Genomic DNA, 19,603 nt, shown 5'->3' with positions numbered 1-19,603 from the left:
ATGAAGCTTATTCGGTCTTGCAACAAAATGACAACGAGCGAACAACTGTTTGAGAAAGCGAAGACGCTGATTCCCGGTGGGGTAAACTCACCCGTCCGGGCGTTTCGGTCTGTGGGTGGGTCACCCATTTTTATCAAGTCGGCTAAGGGACCTTACATCGTGGATGAGGATGGCCGGCAGTATATTGAACTGATTAATTCCTGGGGCCCCATGATCTTGGGCCACGCTTTTGAGCCCGTCGAGAAAGCCGTTCGCGACGCCATTCAGAATTCATTTTCGTTTGGAGCTCCCACCCGAAAAGAAGTCGAAATGGCCGAGTTGATCACGGCTATGGTGCCCTCGGTACAAAAGGTCAGGATGGTTAATTCCGGTACCGAAGCTACCATGGCGGCTATCCGCGTGGCGCGTGGATTTACCGGCCGGGAGAAACTAATCAAGTTTGAAGGGTGCTACCACGGGCACGGCGATTCGTTTTTGATCGCTGCCGGAAGCGGTGCCATGACCATGGGTATTCCCGATAGTCCGGGCGTGACCAAAGCAACGGCTGCCGATACCCTGACCGCGCCGTACAATGACCTGGCGGCCGTTGAAGCGTTGCTGGATAATAATCACAACCAGGTAGCCGCTATCATTCTGGAGCCGGTGGTTGGGAATATGGGCTGTGTATTACCCGAACCGGGTTTTCTGGAAGGAATACGCTCGTTATGCGATAAACATGGCGTTGTCCTGATCTTCGACGAAGTGATGACCGGTTTCCGGCTTGCCAAAGGGGGCGCTCAGGAACGCTTCGGCATCACACCCGACCTTACCACTATGGGGAAAATTATTGGTGGCGGTATGCCCGTTGGTGCCTATGGCGGGCGGGCGGATATAATGGATATGGTTGCCCCGGCGGGTCCGGTATACCAGGCGGGCACGTTATCCGGCAATCCGATTGCCATGTCGGCGGGGCTGGCCATGCTTCATCACCTGAATGAGCACCCTGATGTGTACAGCCGTTTGGAAGAGATTGGTAAAAAGCTGACTGATGGTTTCCGGGCCGGATTGCAAAAGGCGGGCCTGTCGTATACCATCAATCACATTGGGTCTATGTTTACGCTGTTCATGACCGATCGTTCGGTAAGCAACTTTACAGATGCCAAAACGTGTGACGTTGCTCTTTTTGGTCGTTATTTCCATGCGATGCTAAAGCGAGGTGTATACCTGGCTCCGTCCCAGTTCGAGAGCCTGTTTCTATCCGTTGCTCTCACCGATGAACTGGTCGATCAGGTTATCCAGGCCAATGAAGAAAGTTTGCTGGAAATGATGAACGAGTAAAGTCAATGTACTATTCCATTATCATCCCTATTTTTAACCGTCCGGGTGAGCTGCGTGAACTACTCGTAAGCTTGACCAAACAGACGTATAAAAATTTTGAGGTGCTGGTTATTGAAGATGGATCAACCAACAGGTCGGACGGGGTCGTAGCTGACTTCGCCGACCAGTTGGCTATCCGTTATTTTTTTAAAGAAAACTCCGGCCAGGGATTTACCCGGAATTATGGTTTTGAACGGGCCAGGGGGGATTACTTCGTTATCTTCGACTCGGACGCCCTTGTTCCCCCGCACTATTTTTCGGTAGTTGATCAGCAGTTGACATCGGATTGGCTCGACGCTTACGGTGGCCCGGACGCGGCTCACCCCGACTTCACACCCATTCAGAAAGCCATCAGTTACTCCATGACGTCGCCTTTCACGACGGGAGGAATTCGGGGCAGCAAAAAGAACCTGGGCGGAACCTACCATCCCCGCAGCTTCAACATGGGGCTTTCCCGAACCGTTTGGGAAACCAATGGCGGCTATAAACTAAGCCGGATGGGGGAGGATATTGAATTTGCTATTCGGATTATTGAAAATGGCTTTCGCACCGGTCTGATTCCCAATGCGTTCATTTATCACAAGCGCCGAACCAATTTTGGACAGTTTTTTCGCCAGTTACGGTTCTTTGGTCGCGCCCGCATCAATATATCCCGGTATTATCCGGCCGAGTTAAAGCTCGTTCATGCCTTTCCGGCGCTCTTTACGCTGTTCGTTTACTCCGTACCCATCTGGGCATTTCTCAGTTCAGTACTCTTTTCGCTGGCAGTGGGTATATTGGTCCTGTTTTCGGTCCTGATTTTTGTGGATGCTACCCGTAAGGAAAAAAGCCTGAAGGTAGGTCTGTTGAGTATTGTAGCCGCTTTTGTTCAGCTGATCGGCTACGGAACCGGTTTTTTGAGCGAAGGCTGGAAACGATGGAAAGAGCCCAAAGAATTCCGCGAAACGGGAGCTACCCTCGAATATCCATCCTGAGCCGCGTTTTTAGTGCAATTATATACCCGGAATCAACGAAATTAACCGCCGGAACGTTACTTACTTAAACCCCTCTGTCACTCTATAGTCTATGGCAAAACTCGCTAAGCCACCTGGTCAACGATTGGTAAAACGCATGAGTACCCGAACCAAAGGCCTGATAGTGGCCCCCCTGGGTCTGCTTCTGCTTAGCGTGGGCCTGTGTGTATTAAGTGAAGCTGCGGAGGCAAAACACGGGGGGGCTCCCTTTCGGCAATGGTTTTTATGGGGGGCCTACAGCCTGGTGTTGATCAATGGGGGATTACTGCTGTTCGGGCAGGCTATTCGTTACCGTGCACAGCTGGATTATCGTCGGTTTGTGCGTCGCGAACTTAAAAAGCGTGATCGCGACTGGGAGCGCTTTCGCCCCAAAAGAAAAGCCTCACCGGGTAAGGGCGAGGCTACTAAATAAGGATTGTCTGGTTTTAACCGACTTTGTATTCGTTAGGCTGCTTTTTTCTCAGCAAACGATGCCTTGATGGCTTCTACGTCTACGTTTTTGATGGTTGGCTTACGCAGCAGTTGTTTGATCGCGTTGGTCTTGTTATTGGCGATAGCGCGGTTCCGGCGAGCCTTCCGCTTTAATTCTGTTACTCCCATGATTGTATCTTTTTACGTGTCAGTTCAAAATCAGACCGCAAAAGTACGCTTTTTTTAGAGAGAATTATACAATTGTGCGCTTTTTTTGTCGTCTACCTGTCGTCTTTTGCCGACCGTACTTTGGGATTTCCGTGATCCTGACAAGCGTCTATCGACAGGATTGCAGGATGTGTTCTAACAATTTCCTGCAATCCTGTAGTCCTGTCTATTATTTTTGCACTATGCAAAAACCAACCTTGCCGAAAGGCACCCGTGACTTTGGGCCGGAGCAGATGCGTAAACGGCTTTTTATTTTTGATACGATTCGTCAGACATTTCAACGATTTGGATTTCATCCTATAGAGACCCCTTCTATGGAAAACCTGTCGACCCTGACGGGTAAGTACGGGGATGAAGGTGATCAACTCCTCTTTAAAATACTGAATTCCGGCGATTTTGCTGCGGGAATTACTGAACTCGATCTGGCCACCGGATCGAAAAAACTAACCCCTAAAATTGCCGAGAAGGGACTGCGCTACGACCTTACCGTACCTTTTGCCCGGTATGTAGTGATGAATCGTAATTCGCTGACGTTGCCCTTTAAACGTTACCAGATGCAGCCCGTTTGGCGGGCCGATCGCCCGCAAAAAGGACGCTACCGTGAATTTTACCAGTGTGATGCCGATGTGGTGGGTACGGATTCGCTTCTTTGTGAAGCCGAAATCGTGCTGATGATTCATGAGGTATTCAGAAATCTGAACATTCAGGACTTTACGCTAAAAGTCAACAACCGGAAAATTCTGGCAGGCATTGCTGAGGTTATTGGGGCGCCGGGTCAGGAAAGTACTTTAAGCGTGGCCATCGATAAACTGGATAAGATCGGAAAAGAGAAAGTGCTGGATGAACTCCGGGAGCGGGGATTTGCGGAAGAGACCATCGTGAGTCTGGAGCCATTGTTTCAATTCGGCTCTGTTACCCCTGGACAGCTGCTCGATCAGTTAAAAGATTGGCTTTCGGCTTCCCATACCGCTCGTCAGGGCATTGCTGAACTGGAAGAAATGCTTCTTTTAGCCGATCAATATGGATTGCCTGATTCCGGGGTGGAAATTGATCCGACACTGGCGCGTGGACTGTCGTATTACACGGGTGCCATCTTTGAAGTGAAAGCCAATGGGGTTTCCATTGGTAGTGTGAGCGGGGGAGGCCGGTATGATAATTTAACCGGTGCTTTTGGCATGCCGGGTTTGTCGGGTGTAGGGATCTCGTTTGGCGTAGACCGGATTTACGATGTGATGGAGGAGTTGACTCTTTTCCCGGCCGATGCCGGTCAGGGAACGCAGGTGCTGATCGTGCCCTTCGATAAAGATGCCCGTTCGGTAGCGTTGCCCTTGTTGAAGCAACTTCGGACAGCCACAATTGCCGCCGAGATGTATCCTGATCTATCGAAAGTGAAGAAGATGCTCGATTACGCCAATGCAAAAAATATTCCTTTTGTTGTGCTAATTGGCTCGGAAGAAGTGCAGACGGGTATGCTGACACTCAAAAATATGGTGACGGGCGAACAGGTCAAGGTCAATAAGGAGGACTTGCTGCAACGAGTCCGGTAAGGATCAGGCCGCAAACGATTGAATGAAAAGGTCCAGCGCGTCAAATCCGTTGGGCCTTTTTAATTGGTAGATGCTGGCATGCTGAGCAATTGACAGCGAATCCCGGAAATGCGTCTGTAAAAACTGACCCGTCAGAAGTTGAACCGGGAGTGGAAAATGTTTGAGCAGTTCGACCGGTGCCCTAAGGGGTTTGATCGGCTCATTCGGTCGGCGAGCATTCGGCGGATACAGGAGCGTAATGCGGTCTAGGGGGACAGGGTTTCGGGGAAAATCGGCTAAAGGCTGCGTTACCAGAAATTTGGTAGCTCCTTCAAAGGACGGCTCCAGCTTTGACTCATCGATGTTCAGCCCATCCACCGTATTCTTCCAGATTTTGTACTGGGCAAATGCCGGGATGACAAACGGCCTGTTATCGAGTAGTTGAATGGCGACCAGATCATCTGTCAGCACAGTATGACCGGCTCTCCCAAAGGCAGCAGCTGTCGTTGATTTACCCGCGCCGGGTACGCCCACAAATACTGATGCTGTTGCGCCCACTTGTACGGCACTCCCATGGAGCAGAAACAGGCCCCGCTGGTAGAGGAGTAAGCCAACAACTTCACTCAGCATAAATAGCCGCAGCGTGCCTTCATCGGCGCCTAGATTCTGATAGATAATTTCGTTTCCGGCGGAGACCTTGAATTTGGCAATGCCGGGCCAGTTCAGAAGCAGACTTGTTGCTGTTTTACCGAATCCAGCTCGTATACCCCGGCGGTGCACACGGGTTGGTCGATCGGCTTTATCGGGGATTATTGCTTCGGTTAATCGAACGTCGGTTTTTGCGGTTGACTCTTGCAGAACGTCCGTGAAATCAAGCCCGGTTTCAAGGGTCAGGCCAAAGGCCAGGTATTTTTTCATTGTAACGCAGCTACCCTACGCTTTTGGTCCGGGTGTCCAAAAGTAAGGAAAATACCAGCCTTGTCGATAACCAGTCCGAAAAGTGGTTTTAAGGTAGGAGAGGACTCTGGGTTAATTCACCTTCTTCGCCGATGCTTTTTTACCCGTGTCAGCGGGTGTTTTTGTCGACGTTTTCGTGCGTCCACCCGACCCATCCGGTGATGTTGACCGGTTTTTCGCTGTTGTGGGGGGGACGTACATGTATGCCCGGGAAGCACCTTCGTCGGCAATTGTCATGCTGGCTGGATCAGATGCCGTTGTTCGTTTGCCTTCCGTCAGGTAACCCGTTCCGGTAGAAGCCGTTGAGCCCCCACTGCGCCCACCCGTTGTTGACTGCGCCTGGCTGGTTATGGCGACGCTAAGAAATGCAAGCAGCGCAATGGTTGAGACTGTCGTTTTCATAGGTTGAGGTCGTTTGTGTTGTTCCGTACCGGCCTTATGACAAGGCCGGTACGGAAGCTTACGATTGCTTAATCAATTTTCTTATCGATGGCGTTGATGCGATCCATATGCTTTTGCAGCGTAGGCAGAGTCTTTGTGGCAAACTCCTTAACCGCCGGGTTCGTCTTTTCGTCGTCGGCGGCTTTTTTAAACAGATCGATGTCCTCTTTGTGGTCATCAACCATCATGCTTACGTACTTTTTGTCGAACTCTGCGCCGGTCAGTTTGGCGAGGTCATTTACATGCTTCTGTTCGTCTTCACCCAAGGTAGTGGGCAATGTGATGTTTTGCGTAGCCGCGATAGTTTTTAACTCGTCATTTGCTTTCGAGTGGTCGGCTACCATCATAGCACCAAACTCCTTCACATCCTGGCTCTGGGCTTTTTCTTGTGCCAGACGACCCAGTTCAACCTCCATCATGCCACCATTCGCGGCTTTTACGGCAAACTCGTTGCTTTCTTCGGTCTGACCGGTTCCCGCATCTTCTTTGGCATCGTTGGCGTTTTCTGCGTTCTCAACGCTGTCTTCACTTTCTTTTTTCTTGTCGCTGCATGCCTGAAAACTCAGGGTGCTGATCGCGAGTAGTACAACCAGGCTTATCTTTTTCATAACGTTATTGTTAAGTAATGAACTAGTACTACAAACGTTTTTAAGCCCGTTAGGTTTTAAGGTATGTAAATGAAGGCGAACTTTTGGACAAAATTCTTAGTTTATCGGACATATTTCTTATGTTTGTTACATGGTAATTCCAGATCGTATAGCGCTTGTATTTTCTGCTCTAAAGGGGGTTCCCGCCACGCGTTTCTTTGAAATTGCTGAACTAACGGGTTATAAGCGAGAGCAGTTGGCGGAAGTCTTCGATACATCGCTCAAAACTTTTCAGCGGTACGAACGCGAAAAAAAAAGTCTTAATCCGCAGGACAGCGAGAAAGTGCTTAAAATCATGGCCCTGTTCCAGACCGGCGAATCCGTTTTTGGTTCTGCCGATTCCTTTCGGCGCTGGATGGACAAACCCGCCTATGGCTTAGGTAACCAGGTCCCATTCGATTTACTGCACACCTCCGGGGGAATCGACTTGGTAATGGATGAGGTCACCCGGATTGAATACGGCGACCTGGCCTGATTGTACTAACGGATTTCCTGTTTGATGCTTGTTTACCGAATTACGAAAGCTGTTTACGCGGATCGCCTGGTTGCATCGGGCGGAGCCGCACGCTGGAATAGCCGCGGCCAGTTTGTTATCTATACCGCTGGAACCCGGGCGCTGGCCTGCCTTGAGAACGTCGTTCACCGCTCCAGCGAAGGCCTCATGGACAACTTCCGGGTAATGGTCATCAACGTACCGGACAACCTGTCTATGGATACAGTGGATAGGAAACTGTTGCCCGAGAACTGGTCTGATTACTGGCAATATGGCGTTTGTCAGCAACTGGGAGGGGAGTGGCTCGAAAAAAGACAGGCCGCTGTTCTGCGTGTCCCCTCTGCAATTATTCCCGACGAGTCGAACTACCTTCTAAACCCGGCACATCCTGATTTTTCCCGTATCACCTTAGTGAGTACCGAGCCATTTTCCTTTGACCCACGCCTAAAATCCTGACAGCTATAGTACTCTACTGGAGTAGTAAGTGCGGGTATGATTATAGCTTGTGTTTTAGTTGAAATAGAATTGTATTTCATTTAGATGATTGTGCCGGTTGAGGGGTTCATTTTACGTTCTTGATACTAGGATTATATCGGGTATTTCAGGCCGCTTAGGCGCGTTTTTACGGGTTTACTTCTCTTTTCTCCTGAAAATTTTGTATATTTGTCTATAGAGCGGTTCACGCGTAGTGTGTGAGCCGGAATAGTAATTTTCTGCGAAACTCCTTTGGCACATGGCGGACGAAACTCCCGACCTCGAATCTCCCAGTAATATCATTCCTATCAACATTGAAGACGAGATGCGTGGTGCCTACATTGATTATTCAATGTCGGTTATCATTTCTCGTGCCTTGCCCGATGTGCGTGACGGTCTAAAGCCTGTGCACCGCCGGGTATTGTTCGGAATGGCTGAACTGGGGGTCAATTACAACAAACCACATAAGAAATCCGCCCGTATCGTTGGTGAAGTGTTGGGTAAATACCACCCGCACGGCGATTCATCGGTGTATGATACCATGGTCCGAATGGCCCAGGACTGGTCATTACGCTATCCGCTTGTTGATGGACAGGGAAACTTTGGCTCAATCGATGGCGACTCACCCGCTGCCATGCGTTACACCGAAGCGCGTCTGAAACGAATAGCCGACGAACTGCTGACCGATATTTACAAGGAGACGGTTGATTTTCAGGGAAACTTCGATGATTCTCTACAGGAGCCAACCGTCATGCCGGCCAAACTGCCGAACCTGTTATTGAATGGGTCGTCGGGTATTGCCGTTGGTATGGCCACCAATATGGCTCCGCACAACCTGACGGAAGTTGTAGATGGTATTCTGGCTTACCTGGAAAACAGTGAGATCAGCATTGAGGAACTGATGCAGTTTGTCAAAGCGCCTGATTTCCCGACCGGCGCGACTATCTACGGGATGGAAGGTGTTAAGTCGGCTTTCAAGACCGGCCGTGGACGCGTTGTTATGCGGGCTCACGCCACGATTGAAGAGAACCGGGGCAAAACCCAGATCATCGTCACGGACGTTCCGTACATGGTCAATAAAGCGGTAATGCTCGAAAAAACGGCCGAACTGATCAACGATAAGAAGATCGAAGGCATTATGGCCTTCCGGGACGAGTCTGACCGCGACGGCCTGCGTGTGGTGTATGATCTCCGGAAGGATGCCATCCCTAATGTCGTTCTGAATAACCTGTACAAGCATACCGCGCTTCAATCGTCATTCAGTATCAACAACGTCGCCCTGGTGAAGGGACGTCCAATGATGCTGAATCTGAAGGATATGATGAAGTATTACGTCGAGCACCGGTTCGAAGTAATTACCCGTCGGACGCAGTACGAACTTCGCGAAGCCGAGAAACGCGCGCATATTCTGGAAGGGCTGTTAATTGCGCTGGATAATATCGATGCGGTTATCGAACTGATCCGCTCGTCACGTGATCCGGAAGTGGCTCGTACGGGGCTGATGGAGCGCTTTAGTCTGAGCGATCTTCAGGCGAAAGCGATTCTGGAAATGCGTCTGCAACGGCTGACCGGTCTGGAGCGGGATAAGTTACAGGCCGAGTACGATGAACTGATGACTGAAATTGCTGATCTGAAAGAGATTTTGGCCAGCGAGGAGCGAAAACGCCAGGTTATCAAAGAAGAACTGACTGATATTCGTGCCCGTTACGGGGATGAGCGCCGGACTGAAATCAATCCCCTTGGTGATGGTAACATCAGTGATCTTTCCCTGATTGCCGATGAGGATATGGTCATCACCATTTCGCACGAAGGTTATATCAAACGAACACCAACGACGGAGTACCGGTCGCAGGGTCGGGGAGGAGTAGGGGCGAAGGCGGCTTCCACGAAAGAAGAAGACTTCACCGAACACCTCTTTACCGCTACCATGCACAACACCCTGCTGGCGTTTACCCAGAAGGGACGGATGTACTGGCTGCCGGTTTACGAACTTCCCGAAGGGTCACGGATATCGAAAGGTCGGCCACTGGCTAATTTTATTAACATCGAGTCAGACGATAAAGTCAGGGCCGTCATCAACGTGACCGACCTTAAAAACGAGGACTACATCAACAATAATTACATTGTGATGTGTACGCGGAAAGGCACTATCAAGAAAACGATGCTGGAGGCCTACTCCCGCCCTCGCCAGAACGGAATCATTGCCATTACAATTGATGAGGATGATCAACTGCTGGGCGTTTGCATGACCAACGGCGACAACGACATTGTCATTGCGTCGAGTGCGGGCAAAGCGGTTCGTTTTCACGAAAGCCGGGTGCGTCCTATGGGTCGTACGGCTGCTGGTGTGCGGGGTATCTCCCTGGACGAGGAGGACGCCACCGATCATGTCATCGGAATGGTGTGTATTTCGTCTCAGGACGCTCAATTACTGGTTGTTTCCCAAAATGGATACGGCAAACGGTCGGATATCGATGGGTACCGCATTACGAATCGGGGTGCTAAAGGCGTTGGTACCTTGAAAGTGACCGAGAAAGTAGGTCGGCTGGTCGCGGTACTTGACGTAGCCGATAACGACGATTTAATGATTATTAATAAATCGGGTATTGCTATCCGGACACCCGTTGATGCCATCAATGTGATTGGTCGTAACACACAGGGTGTACGATTAATCAAGCTCAATGAAGGCGATGAAATCTCATCGGTGACAAAAATCAAGCGGGAGGAGGGCGAGGAGATAGCTCCTGTTGAACCCGAAGCCGCCGTGGAAGAATAGTCTGTATTGATGCGTTGTTTTGAGCCGCCTGTGCTGATTGGATAATCAGTCAGGCGGCTCAAACAATTTCAGATAGGTCATGCTTATACAGACAGAATCCGTAATTTCGTTCTTTAAAAGAAAACACAACCCCAGTTTACCCATGAAACAAGTTTTTGTAATCGCCGTCGCGTGTCTCCTCTCACTAGGTGTACGCGCCCAGCAGGCAGCCGGAGACGCGCTTGCTATGGAAGCATTTAAAAAAGAGAAGGAGAAAAGTGATAAGGATATTACCGATGCCAAAGCGGCTGCTAAAGCCAGCACCTGGATGGATCGGGCTAAAACGTACCAGAATATCGCTTCTCAGGGACAGATGAAAATTGATTCTGCAGCCGCTACGATTGCCTATGATGCTTTCAAAAAGGTTGTTGAGTTAGACAAGGACAAAAAAGGTGGTCCGGGCAAATTGGCAAAAGAGGCAGAGGAAGCGTTAAAGGCCCCGCTTATGGCTACTGCTTTTATGCAGCAGGGTGTTGCCAAGTTCCAGGCCAAGAACTATGCGGATGCCATGAAGTCCATGTCGATCGCCGGCGATATCAATCCCAAGGATACACTGGCACCCTTGTACACGGCTATCGCTGCGCAGCAGATCCGGGATAATGCAACGGCTAAAACCCAACTGGAAAAATACATCAGCAGTGGAGGTAAGGATGCAACCATTTATGGTTCGCTGGCGATGCTGTACCGCGCCGATAATGAGATTGACAAGGCATTGACTGCTTTGGACAAAGGGATTGCCCTGGCACCGGCTAATAAAGATCTGGCTAATGAAAAGATCAATATTATGCTGTCTACGAACCGGATGGACGAAGCCATCAGTGGGATGAAAGCGATGGTTGAAAAAGATCCTAACAACGTACAGAATCTGGTCAACCTCTCAATTGTGTATAATAACATCGCCAACAAGTCTTCTGAGGAAATTCGGAAACTGGAAGGAGATAGCAAAAAGGGTGGTAATACCGCTAAGCAGTTAGCCGATGCGAAAAGCATCATCGACGCCTATAACGGCGAAATAGCCCGTCTACAAGCGTCGATCAAGAAGTCGCCCAAGCCGGAGTTGAAACGTCAGCTAACAGATGTGCAGAAGCGCTTAGCAGAGCAAAAGACAGAAGTGGCCAAACTGGAAGCTGAGGCTAAAGAAGCTGCCGCAAGCGCTAGTGCAGCAGCAGACGGAGCGAAGCGGTTAGCCGAGTTGAAACAGGCGCAGCAAGAGAATAAGAACCAGGAAAAGCTGTATCTGGACAAGGCGCTGGCCATTGACCCGAACAACTATGATGCTAACTTCAATACGGCCGTTTACCTGTTCAACGAAGCTGTTGAGATGAAGCGTGGAGTTGACCGGATGGATATGGCGGAGTACAACAAAAATGGTAAGGAGTTGGACGGTAAAGTTTGCGGTAAATTCAAGCAGTCGTTACCGTACTTCACAAAAGCTAAATCAATTAAAGATGAGGCTGACGTGAATGAAAACCTGACCAACCTTCAGAATATCCTGAAGCAGTACGAAGAGAAGAAGATTACCTGCATCGAGCCTGCTAAATAGAACCAGCGGTAATCGTAAGAGGATAGGGTCGGTATCGAAAGGTGCCGACCCTATTTAATAAACACTTTACTTAACATAATATAAATTATATAACAAATAAGATAGGGTAATCCACAGACTTATTAACACGTTATCCACGTGGAACACTAAAGTATTGCTTTACAGGGAGTTAGGTAATAATTATAGCAAAAATGGCCTTATTGTGCTTTAAAGAGCCATTTTCAGATAAATACATAAAGGTATAAGGAGCAGATTTGCGTAGAAAACACTTTATAAATGGCGCGCCAAATCAATGCTGCATGACCTATAAATGGTGATAATTTAAAACTGTGACCGTTGGGAGTTTAATCAACTTATTGGTTAAAAATATTGGTTCTACCTCTACCAGATAATTTCTCCCAAGACAACTTATAGCCTAAGCTATTACCGTTTATCTTATCTAACCATGAGACATTTTTCAGACTATTGGTGCAACTGATCTTTTCATTTAACTCCCGATCATGCTGCTGGCTCAAATTGTTTGAGTAAGAACCAAAATAGATACAGTAACAAACTCCAGGCTTTGTGCTAACTAAGAAAAGGCATCCAGGTTTTGAGCGGACACCCCTTCGTAAATGATTGCTCTCACTGAAGGATTGTGGTCCAACTTGCTTAAAGGAAAGCAAAGAAAGTCTCGTACAAAGCGGACCAACTACAAATCCTTTGATTCGATATCGACGCGATTAAGCGGTTGGTGTGTACTCACGAAACGACCCATCTGTATAAAATATAAGTATCCGCTCTACCTTTTTCTCCGTCTTATCAGAGTTAAGAATTCCGGCGGGTTGAGCGTCCAAAGAGCTGGTTTCTGGTTGTACGGGTAGACTTACCGGGGGTATTTCTGTACGCTGGCTACGAACACCCGGCGATTGAGGTTGAAAGGAAGACGCTCCCGTATTAACAAATCGATCCGCTCGTTCAACAGAGGGAGGTCTACCCACAGAGCGATTTGTTGCGAACCCTGCTCCTGCTGAGATTGCCACCTGATTACTACTTTGTCCTTCTTCTTCCATGATCCATTCATAGCCTAGTTCAGGAAAGCGACGGATTATCTTTTGAATAATATCAAAGCTGGGTCTGTTACGGCCAGATAAAATATGAGATATACTGGATCGTTGTACACCTATTTCATCGGCGAAATAAGAAGGTGTTAGATTCTTATCGATTAATATCTGTTTAATCTTGTCATTAATCGTCAGCATGATCAAGTCCTTTATTAATTAAATGGCTATGTGTTACAAATATAAATAATTAATTAATAGTTAGTGTTTTGTAAATAGATTATTTACAAAATAAAAATAGCCACATCTGTAAAATGTGGCTATGTAAATTATATAACAATGTAACTAATGGAATGTAAATAGCTTTAAGTTGGCTACTGGATTACATTATTAAACAGATACGTTATTTTCCCGGAGTGCGTCGTTTAAGGAAGTTTTTAAATCTGTAGATGGTTTACGCTGGCCAATAATTATTGCACAAGGGACGTGGTACTCTCCAGCCGGGAACTGTTTAGCATAACTACCAGGTATAACGACAGAGTTAGCAGGAACAAAGCCTTTGTATTCGACAGGATTCTCTCCTGTAACATCAATAATTTTTGATGAACCGGTAATGGTAACACCAGCACCTAGTACAGCTCGTTTCCCAATGTGTGCACCTTCTACCACAATGCAGCGGGAACCAATAAAAGCCCCATCCTCAATAATTACAGGAGCTGCCTGGGGCGGCTCCAACACTCCGCCAATACCAACACCACCACTTAAGTGAACATCTTTGCCAATTTGAGCGCAACTTCCAACCGTAGCCCAGGTGTCAACCATTGTTCGTTCATCAACATAGGCACCAATGTTGACATAAGATGGCATTAGTATAACGCCGGGGGCCTGGTACGAACCAAAACGAGCTACGGCGGGTGGCACTGCTCTGACTTTGGCATTGGCAAAATTCGATTTTAAAGGAATTTTGTCGTTAAATGTGAAGATCCCCACCTCCTCAGCTTTCATTTGTTGACTGACAAAGTACAGTAAGATTGCTTTTTTTACCCATTCATTAACGGTCCAGCTTCCCTCCTCATCAGTGGGTGGTGTAGCAACCCGGAGCTCCCCCCTATCTAATTGATTTATTACGTCTTTGATCAGGCTGATTGATTCTGTCTTAGTTAATAACTCACGATTAGACCAGATTTCTTCGATTTCGTTAATCATTTAATTAAAGTAAAGGTTTATAGATAAGGACATAACTATCTGAATATCATCACTATTTTTTTTTAGTCAGAATTTTCTATTGTTATATAACAATATTATATAGATATCTCTTTTTGTTTTTTCAAAGGTAACACTAACACCTGTATAGTTGAAATATATGCCTTAAATAATTTGATTCCCGACAACCAGGCAATCCTAACTATTGGGTAAGTATTGATTAAGTTGCCGCAATTGTATAATTAACCTTATCCATTATTATCGATTAAGGAATCATTGGGTGTTCAAAAGCGCTTTCGTTGCATAATTTGCCTTTTAAGGAGAACCCGGATGACTCAAGCAGGTTAGACAAGAGATAGCCGAACGAGCTGGGTGTGCAGGAAGTTCTCTAAACTGCTTTGTAAACGGTACTGAGACTGTCGACCCCTATTGTCGGTAGAGGCTGGACCTATGCCGGGATTTACAAGGGACAGTGGCTCGCTCATTTCGATACCGATGTCATTATACCGTTACAGCTTATTCGATCGCTATGGCAGGATATCATGTTTATTTAAAAATTAATATGGAGTGTTATGTAGAACATAAGGTCAATTCTTGTCATAGATTGATTCTACTCCTCATTGAGGTGCACATATCGTACCAATTTTTACTCCGCCTACTATAGGTAGCCTTGTGAGGTTGAGTAGCAAAAAATTAAGCCATGAATGATAACACAGGTGAATTGCATAACGGTTGAAAAATATAAAACATCCTGCTAAACCATCAAAACCATTGAAAAACACTAAGTGGTCGTATACTGCGTACAGGATAATGAAATAAGATTAGATTTATTAGTGTTCTGCCTGAATATCTAATCACTGTCAAATTAATTAAGCTCCTAGATGGTTAAGAAACGTTTGTTAATCAATTAGAATGCAATAAGATAAACCTAACTAATGAGCTATGAGGAGATAATAACGTCTACCCTATTGCTATAAATTCATCTAAGCATAAATACTAATTCAATTATATAAACAGCATTTGCTAATAAAAGCTTATTTTAGTAAAAAAAACAATTACAATTAGCATTTAGCAGAAAAATTAGTAAATACTAACGAAAATACTAAATATATTAGTAAAAAATACTAAAAATACTACTATTATTAGCAATTAGCATTGAATTTGCTAAATATCCTCTCTCTTTTTTACTAAACCTTCTGCTTATGATCTGTTCTCTCTGTTTTAGTATATTGTTTAATTGCCTAACAAGCCTTATTAATCCGTATATTTGACCCCGAAAACAAACCAATTTTCTCTGTACATGGAAAAAATACGCGTTGCTATTAACGGCTTTGGCCGTATTGGGCGGTTATCGTTCAGACAACTACTAGAAAAAGAAAACATCGAAGTAGTTGCGATCAATGACCTAACCGATAATGCGACATTAGCGCATTTGCTTAAATACGATTCTGTTCACGGCAAATTCTCCGGGACAGTTGCCTCTGATGGCGATAGCCTAACCGTAAATGGTATCAGAATTAATGCATATGCTGAACGTGATCCGAAAAATCTACCCTGGAGTGATTTAAAGATTGATGTTGTTCTGGAATCTACCGGACGGTTCGTTGACGAGGCTGGTGCAGGTATGCACTTACAGGCCGGTGCTAAAAAGGTCGTTATCTCTGCTCCCGCAAAAGGAAACATCCCAACTGTCGTATTAGGTGTAAATGATGACACCCTGACTGGCGGAGAAACCATCATTTCAAATGCTTCGTGCACGACCAACTGTCTGGCACCAATGGCAAAAGTACTTGATGACGTTTTTGGCATCGAAAAAGGGTACATGACAACCATTCACGCCTACACTGCCGATCAGAACTTACAGGATGCTCCCCACTCTGACCTTCGTCGGGCTCGGGCCGCTGCCTTATCAATTGTACCAACCTCAACAGGTGCTGCAAAAGCAGTAGGCCTTGTTTTACCTCAACTCAAAGGGAAACTCGATGGGAACGCCATGCGAGTACCTACACCAGACGGTTCCCTGACCGACTTAACGGTTGTTCTGAAGCGGGAAGCATCAATTCAGGAGATCAACGATGCAATCAAGCAAGCCTCAGAAACATCATTGAAAGGCATTCTTGAGTACTGCACGGATGAAATCGTGTCAATTGACATCGTTGGCAACTCCCACTCCTGCATTTTCGACTCAAAATTAACAGCAGCAAATGGTACACTGGTTAAAGTTGTGGGCTGGTACGATAACGAATTTGGTTATTCAAGCCGGGTTGCTGATTTAATAGGGAAACTATTTTAATAATGTATATTGTAAATTGAATAGTGTAAAAATTTTAAGTTAAATATTATTTAAACTATTCAATTTACATAATTAAGAGTTACTAGTTTACAAATGGGTGTGATTTTGTTAAATCACACCCATTTTGCATTGTAAATAATTTATTGTAAATCCCTTTTCGAAAAAGATCTGTTCGTATTTGGTTTTAATTCCCAGATGAATTGCGTTGAGGGGAGAGTTATAAAGATCTGTTGTAAATTGTAAATTAGCACCTTTAGCCGCCTGAATCTGCTCCAGACTATAGGTAAATAGTTCTGGATTATCCGTCTTTAAATGAAGCGTCCCCCCCGGAACAAGTAATTTCTGGTACGTCTCTAAAAAGCGGGGATGGGTTAACCGATGTTTTTCCTGTTTTGGTCTGGGCTGTGGGTCAGGAAATGTAATCCAGATTTCATTGACTTCACCTATACTGAAGAATTCAGTCAAGAAGTTAATGTCCGTCCGCAAGAACGCGACATTCGTTAGACCCAAAGTTTGGGCCGCTTTTGAACCACGGGCAATTCGATCCCCCTTTATATCGACGCCGATAAAATTTACATTCGGAAATGCCTGAGCTAAACCCACAGTATACTCTCCTTTACCACAGGCCAGCTCAAGAACAATGGGATTTTCGTTGTTAAAATAATCAGGCCGCCAGCGACCGCGAATAGTTTTGTAAATCGGTTTACCAGATTCAATAACATTAATGCTTTCTGCATTTTGCAGGAAACGGTGTGTTTTTCTACGCGTCACAGTTATAAATTAATTAATTCAGCAATCGTGTAATTACTACCGGTTATTAGGATTAGGTCTTCCGGATCAGCTTGTGCAAAAGCTGCCGATAAAGCGGAGTTTACATCAGTAAATGCATCTCCTGTGAGTCCAATACCAATCGCTTCTTCCTGAAGTAAAAGGGCGGGCAATGAGCGAGGGGTCTGTGCCTGGCAAAAATAAAAAATGGCAGTTGAGGGAAATACAGACAACACCTGGGAACGATCTTTATCGGCCACAAGCCCGAGAACAATACGCAGTCTTTTGTATGCTATTGTCTGTATTGTTTCGAAAAGCGCTTCCAGACCGGGTTTATTATGAGCTGTATCAGCAATTACCCTGGGTTGTGAATGCAGGGTCTGAAAACGGCCCTTTAGTCCTGTTTTCGAACTGACCGCAGCCAGTCCCTCCTGCTGTTCGGCCCAGGTTACAGGAAACTGATGCTGTAACTGTTTTACAGTAGCCAATACAGCCGGTAAGTTCTTTAGTTGATAATTTCCCTGTAAATCAAGTTGAATCGATTGCACAGATTGCTCAATAGCATCACCACTGAACACTTGCACCTGTCGCAGCCCGTTAACTAAACCGAGATTTTCCATCCGAAAGTACTGGTCAGCAAATGTAATGGGTGCATGAAGGGCTGTCGCGACAGATGTAAACACCCCCTTGGTTTCGGCATGTGACTCACCAATAATAACCGGGATCTCCATTTTAATAATCCCCGCTTTTTCAGCGGCAATTAACGGGAGTGTATCCCCCAGTATGTCGGTGTGGTCGTAGCCAATATTAGTAATTACGGATGCAACAGGTGTGATTACATTTGTCGAATCGAGACGTCCCCCCAATCCAACTTCAATGATGGCTACATCAACGGCTTTACGGGCAAAAAAGTCGAAAGCCATCGCAACGGTTACTTCAAAAAAAGATGGCTCTATCGACTCGATTAAGCTCTGATGTTCCTGCACAAACCGGGCAACCTCATCTTCGGAGATAGGCTGACCATTGAGTCGAATCCGTTCCGTAAAGGATTTAAGATGGGGTGACGTGTATAAACCGACACGATACCCTGCGGACTGGTAAACGGATGAGAGCATATGGGATGTACTTCCCTTCCCGTTTGTTCCGGCAACATGGATGCTCGTAAACTGCTGTTGGGGATTCCCAAGTCCTTCGCAAAGTAACAGGGTATTTTTTAATCCTGGTTTCAGGGCTTTAGGACCAATTCGATGAAAGACTGGGAGCCGACTGTATAGATAGTCGATTGCTTCCGTATACTGCATTAATCTTTAGACTTTATGATAAATGTAATGGTGCCGCTTGCCGTTGGTGGGGTGGCTCCGCCTTTGGGCCGGAGACGCAGGCGCTGAACTGCTTTACGATACACCTCCACTACAGAGGGACTAACCGTTGTCTGCTGGGTTTGAACCCGAATAATTTCGCCTTCTCCATCGACGGTTATCTTAAAAACAATCTTACCCGTTTCATCGGAATCGTCATTTATACTCGGCCGACTCGCCAAAGACCAGCCAGAAACGTCGAAAGCAACGCCGGAAGAAGACCCTCCGGGGGTGCCATAAAACTCTTTAGCATCTATCTTCCCGTTAGGATTTCCTTTATCACCTACCCCACTGGCATCGTCACCGTTATTATTACCGCCCGTTCCGGAGGCTTTTCCAACCGTCCCGTTCGAACCACCGCCACCTGACGATTTTTTAAAAACAGCATCATTATTAACCGTTTCCACTTTTTTCTGGGGCGCGGGAGGAGCCGGACGTTCTACGGGGGCCGTTGCTTTAGGCGATTCTACTCGCTTAGGTTCAGGACGCTCGGGCGTGGTAACGGGACTCTCCGCTTTAGTAGCAATGATTGGTTTCTCCGTTGCGGTTTTAGCCGGTTTAACATCCTCTACCTTCGGCGATGGAGTTGCGCGTGTCTTTTCTAATCGGGGGGTAGTGTTTACCTTAGGATTTGGGCGATTTTCTGCTGCTTTGACATCCACCGGGTTAGGTGAGTCAGACGCTTTGTTGTAAGTTTGAATTCGCCCACTGCCACGCGCGTCGGTGCCAAAGTTCACCTCCACAAATTCAATAGGTGGCGGATTTGGTACGGTTTGGGATAAGTTGACCAGCAACAGTAAGGCTATTAAAATTACGTTGATAATAATAGCCCCAGCCAGGGATTTTACCCGGATTTCGTCCTCATTCTCAAAGGTAATACGGTTCATGCAGGTGATCGTTTTCCGGTTAATAACGCTGTCAGTGTCTACTTCGTTTGTTATGAGGTACAATTGTAGCCTGACTAACCAAACAAAGTAACAGAAAAATTGACCAGCTGCTCTTTCTATCAGTTGTATTAAATCGAAAAAAACATTAGT

The 19,603-nt window shown here is 46.5% G+C and carries 18 protein-coding genes; 9 read left to right on the top strand and 9 right to left on the bottom strand.

Annotation, left to right across the window (positions count from 1 at the left end):
- Positions 1-27 precede the first annotated feature (27 nt).
- From hemL to ACYVJM_RS01720, 3 genes are all read left to right on the top strand, one after another.
- Positions 28-1,317, top strand: a complete 1,290-nt coding sequence (gene hemL / locus ACYVJM_RS01730; protein WP_461146480.1) for a glutamate-1-semialdehyde 2,1-aminomutase — start codon at positions 28-30, stop codon at positions 1,315-1,317.
- Between the two features lie 5 nt (positions 1,318-1,322).
- Positions 1,323-2,330 carry a glycosyltransferase family 2 protein gene (locus tag ACYVJM_RS01725; RefSeq protein WP_461146479.1) on the top strand — a complete coding sequence of 336 codons (1,008 nt, stop codon included), beginning with the start codon at positions 1,323-1,325 and terminating at the stop codon, positions 2,328-2,330.
- A gap of 91 nt (positions 2,331-2,421) precedes the next feature.
- Positions 2,422-2,781 carry a hypothetical protein gene (locus tag ACYVJM_RS01720; RefSeq protein WP_461146478.1) on the top strand — a complete coding sequence of 120 codons (360 nt, stop codon included), beginning with the start codon at positions 2,422-2,424 and terminating at the stop codon, positions 2,779-2,781.
- Positions 2,782-2,813: 32 nt separating this feature from the next.
- Here the strand turns inward: ACYVJM_RS01720 and ACYVJM_RS01715 are convergent, their stop codons facing one another.
- The gene (locus ACYVJM_RS01715; protein ID WP_012926602.1) at positions 2,814-2,969 is read right to left on the bottom strand and encodes a hypothetical protein; all 156 of its coding nucleotides are present in this window, start codon (positions 2,967-2,969) and stop codon (positions 2,814-2,816) included.
- Positions 2,970-3,190: 221 nt separating this feature from the next.
- Here ACYVJM_RS01715 and hisS point away from each other — a divergent pair, with 221 nt between their 5' ends.
- On the top strand, positions 3,191-4,555 hold the full coding sequence (gene hisS / locus ACYVJM_RS01710; RefSeq protein ID WP_461146477.1) for a histidine--tRNA ligase: 1,365 nt from the start codon (positions 3,191-3,193) through the stop codon (positions 4,553-4,555).
- A 3-nt stretch (positions 4,556-4,558) separates the two neighbouring features.
- Here the strand turns inward: hisS and ACYVJM_RS01705 are convergent, their stop codons facing one another.
- The 3 genes from ACYVJM_RS01705 to ACYVJM_RS01695 all read right to left on the bottom strand — a co-directional run bounded on the left by ACYVJM_RS01705 (position 4,559) and on the right by ACYVJM_RS01695 (position 6,540).
- Complete coding sequence (locus ACYVJM_RS01705; RefSeq protein WP_461146476.1) at positions 4,559-5,452, bottom strand: serine kinase; 894 nt, start codon at positions 5,450-5,452, stop codon at positions 4,559-4,561.
- A 111-nt stretch (positions 5,453-5,563) separates the two neighbouring features.
- On the bottom strand, positions 5,564-5,893 hold the full coding sequence (locus ACYVJM_RS01700; RefSeq protein WP_461146475.1) for a hypothetical protein: 330 nt from the start codon (positions 5,891-5,893) through the stop codon (positions 5,564-5,566).
- Positions 5,894-5,961: 68 nt separating this feature from the next.
- Positions 5,962-6,540, bottom strand: a complete 579-nt coding sequence (locus tag ACYVJM_RS01695) for a DUF4142 domain-containing protein (RefSeq protein WP_461146474.1) — start codon at positions 6,538-6,540, stop codon at positions 5,962-5,964.
- Positions 6,541-6,670: 130 nt separating this feature from the next.
- On the opposite strand from ACYVJM_RS01695, the gene parS reads away from it, so the two are divergent.
- The 4 genes from parS to ACYVJM_RS01675 all read left to right on the top strand — a co-directional run bounded on the left by parS (position 6,671) and on the right by ACYVJM_RS01675 (position 11,904).
- Positions 6,671-7,054, top strand: coding sequence for a type II RES/Xre toxin-antitoxin system antitoxin (gene parS / locus ACYVJM_RS01690; protein ID WP_461146473.1), 384 nt, complete (start codon positions 6,671-6,673; stop codon positions 7,052-7,054).
- Between the two features lie 24 nt (positions 7,055-7,078).
- Positions 7,079-7,528 (top strand): RES family NAD+ phosphorylase, encoded by a 450-nt coding sequence (locus tag ACYVJM_RS01685; protein WP_461146472.1) that lies wholly within the window; start codon positions 7,079-7,081, stop codon positions 7,526-7,528.
- Positions 7,529-7,805: 277 nt separating this feature from the next.
- Entirely contained in the window at positions 7,806-10,322 is a 2,517-nt protein-coding gene (gene gyrA / locus ACYVJM_RS01680) for a DNA gyrase subunit A (RefSeq protein ID WP_461146471.1), read from the top strand.
- 142 nt (positions 10,323-10,464) lie between these two features.
- Positions 10,465-11,904 (top strand): tetratricopeptide repeat protein, encoded by a 1,440-nt coding sequence (locus ACYVJM_RS01675; protein WP_461146470.1) that lies wholly within the window; start codon positions 10,465-10,467, stop codon positions 11,902-11,904.
- Between the two features lie 722 nt (positions 11,905-12,626).
- On the opposite strand, the gene ACYVJM_RS01670 is transcribed toward ACYVJM_RS01675, so the two are convergent.
- Both ACYVJM_RS01670 and ACYVJM_RS01665 read right to left on the bottom strand, forming a co-directional pair.
- Positions 12,627-13,145 carry a helix-turn-helix transcriptional regulator gene (locus ACYVJM_RS01670; protein ID WP_461146469.1) on the bottom strand — a complete coding sequence of 173 codons (519 nt, stop codon included), beginning with the start codon at positions 13,143-13,145 and terminating at the stop codon, positions 12,627-12,629.
- Positions 13,146-13,334: 189 nt separating this feature from the next.
- The gene (locus ACYVJM_RS01665) at positions 13,335-14,150 is read right to left on the bottom strand and encodes a 2,3,4,5-tetrahydropyridine-2,6-dicarboxylate N-succinyltransferase (protein ID WP_461146468.1); all 816 of its coding nucleotides are present in this window, start codon (positions 14,148-14,150) and stop codon (positions 13,335-13,337) included.
- Positions 14,151-15,447: 1,297 nt separating this feature from the next.
- Here ACYVJM_RS01665 and gap point away from each other — a divergent pair.
- Positions 15,448-16,440 carry a type I glyceraldehyde-3-phosphate dehydrogenase gene (gap, locus tag ACYVJM_RS01660; protein WP_461146467.1) on the top strand — a complete coding sequence of 331 codons (993 nt, stop codon included), beginning with the start codon at positions 15,448-15,450 and terminating at the stop codon, positions 16,438-16,440.
- Between the two features lie 108 nt (positions 16,441-16,548).
- On the opposite strand, the gene trmB is transcribed toward gap, so the two are convergent.
- From trmB to ACYVJM_RS01645, 3 genes are read right to left on the bottom strand one after another with little or no spacing between them, the layout of a single operon-like run.
- On the bottom strand, positions 16,549-17,211 hold the full coding sequence (gene trmB, locus ACYVJM_RS01655) for a tRNA (guanosine(46)-N7)-methyltransferase TrmB (RefSeq protein WP_461146466.1): 663 nt from the start codon (positions 17,209-17,211) through the stop codon (positions 16,549-16,551).
- Positions 17,212-17,213: 2 nt separating this feature from the next.
- Positions 17,214-18,509 (bottom strand): bifunctional folylpolyglutamate synthase/dihydrofolate synthase, encoded by a 1,296-nt coding sequence (locus tag ACYVJM_RS01650; RefSeq protein ID WP_461146465.1) that lies wholly within the window; start codon positions 18,507-18,509, stop codon positions 17,214-17,216.
- The gene (locus ACYVJM_RS01645; RefSeq protein ID WP_461146464.1) at positions 18,509-19,453 is read right to left on the bottom strand and encodes a hypothetical protein; all 945 of its coding nucleotides are present in this window, start codon (positions 19,451-19,453) and stop codon (positions 18,509-18,511) included. The genes ACYVJM_RS01650 and ACYVJM_RS01645 overlap by 1 nt, the downstream gene beginning before the upstream one ends.
- Positions 19,454-19,603: the final 150 nt, after the last annotated feature.

This window comes from Spirosoma pulveris (genome assembly GCF_054781875.1).
This window is presented reverse-complemented; position numbering and strand designations above follow the sequence as displayed.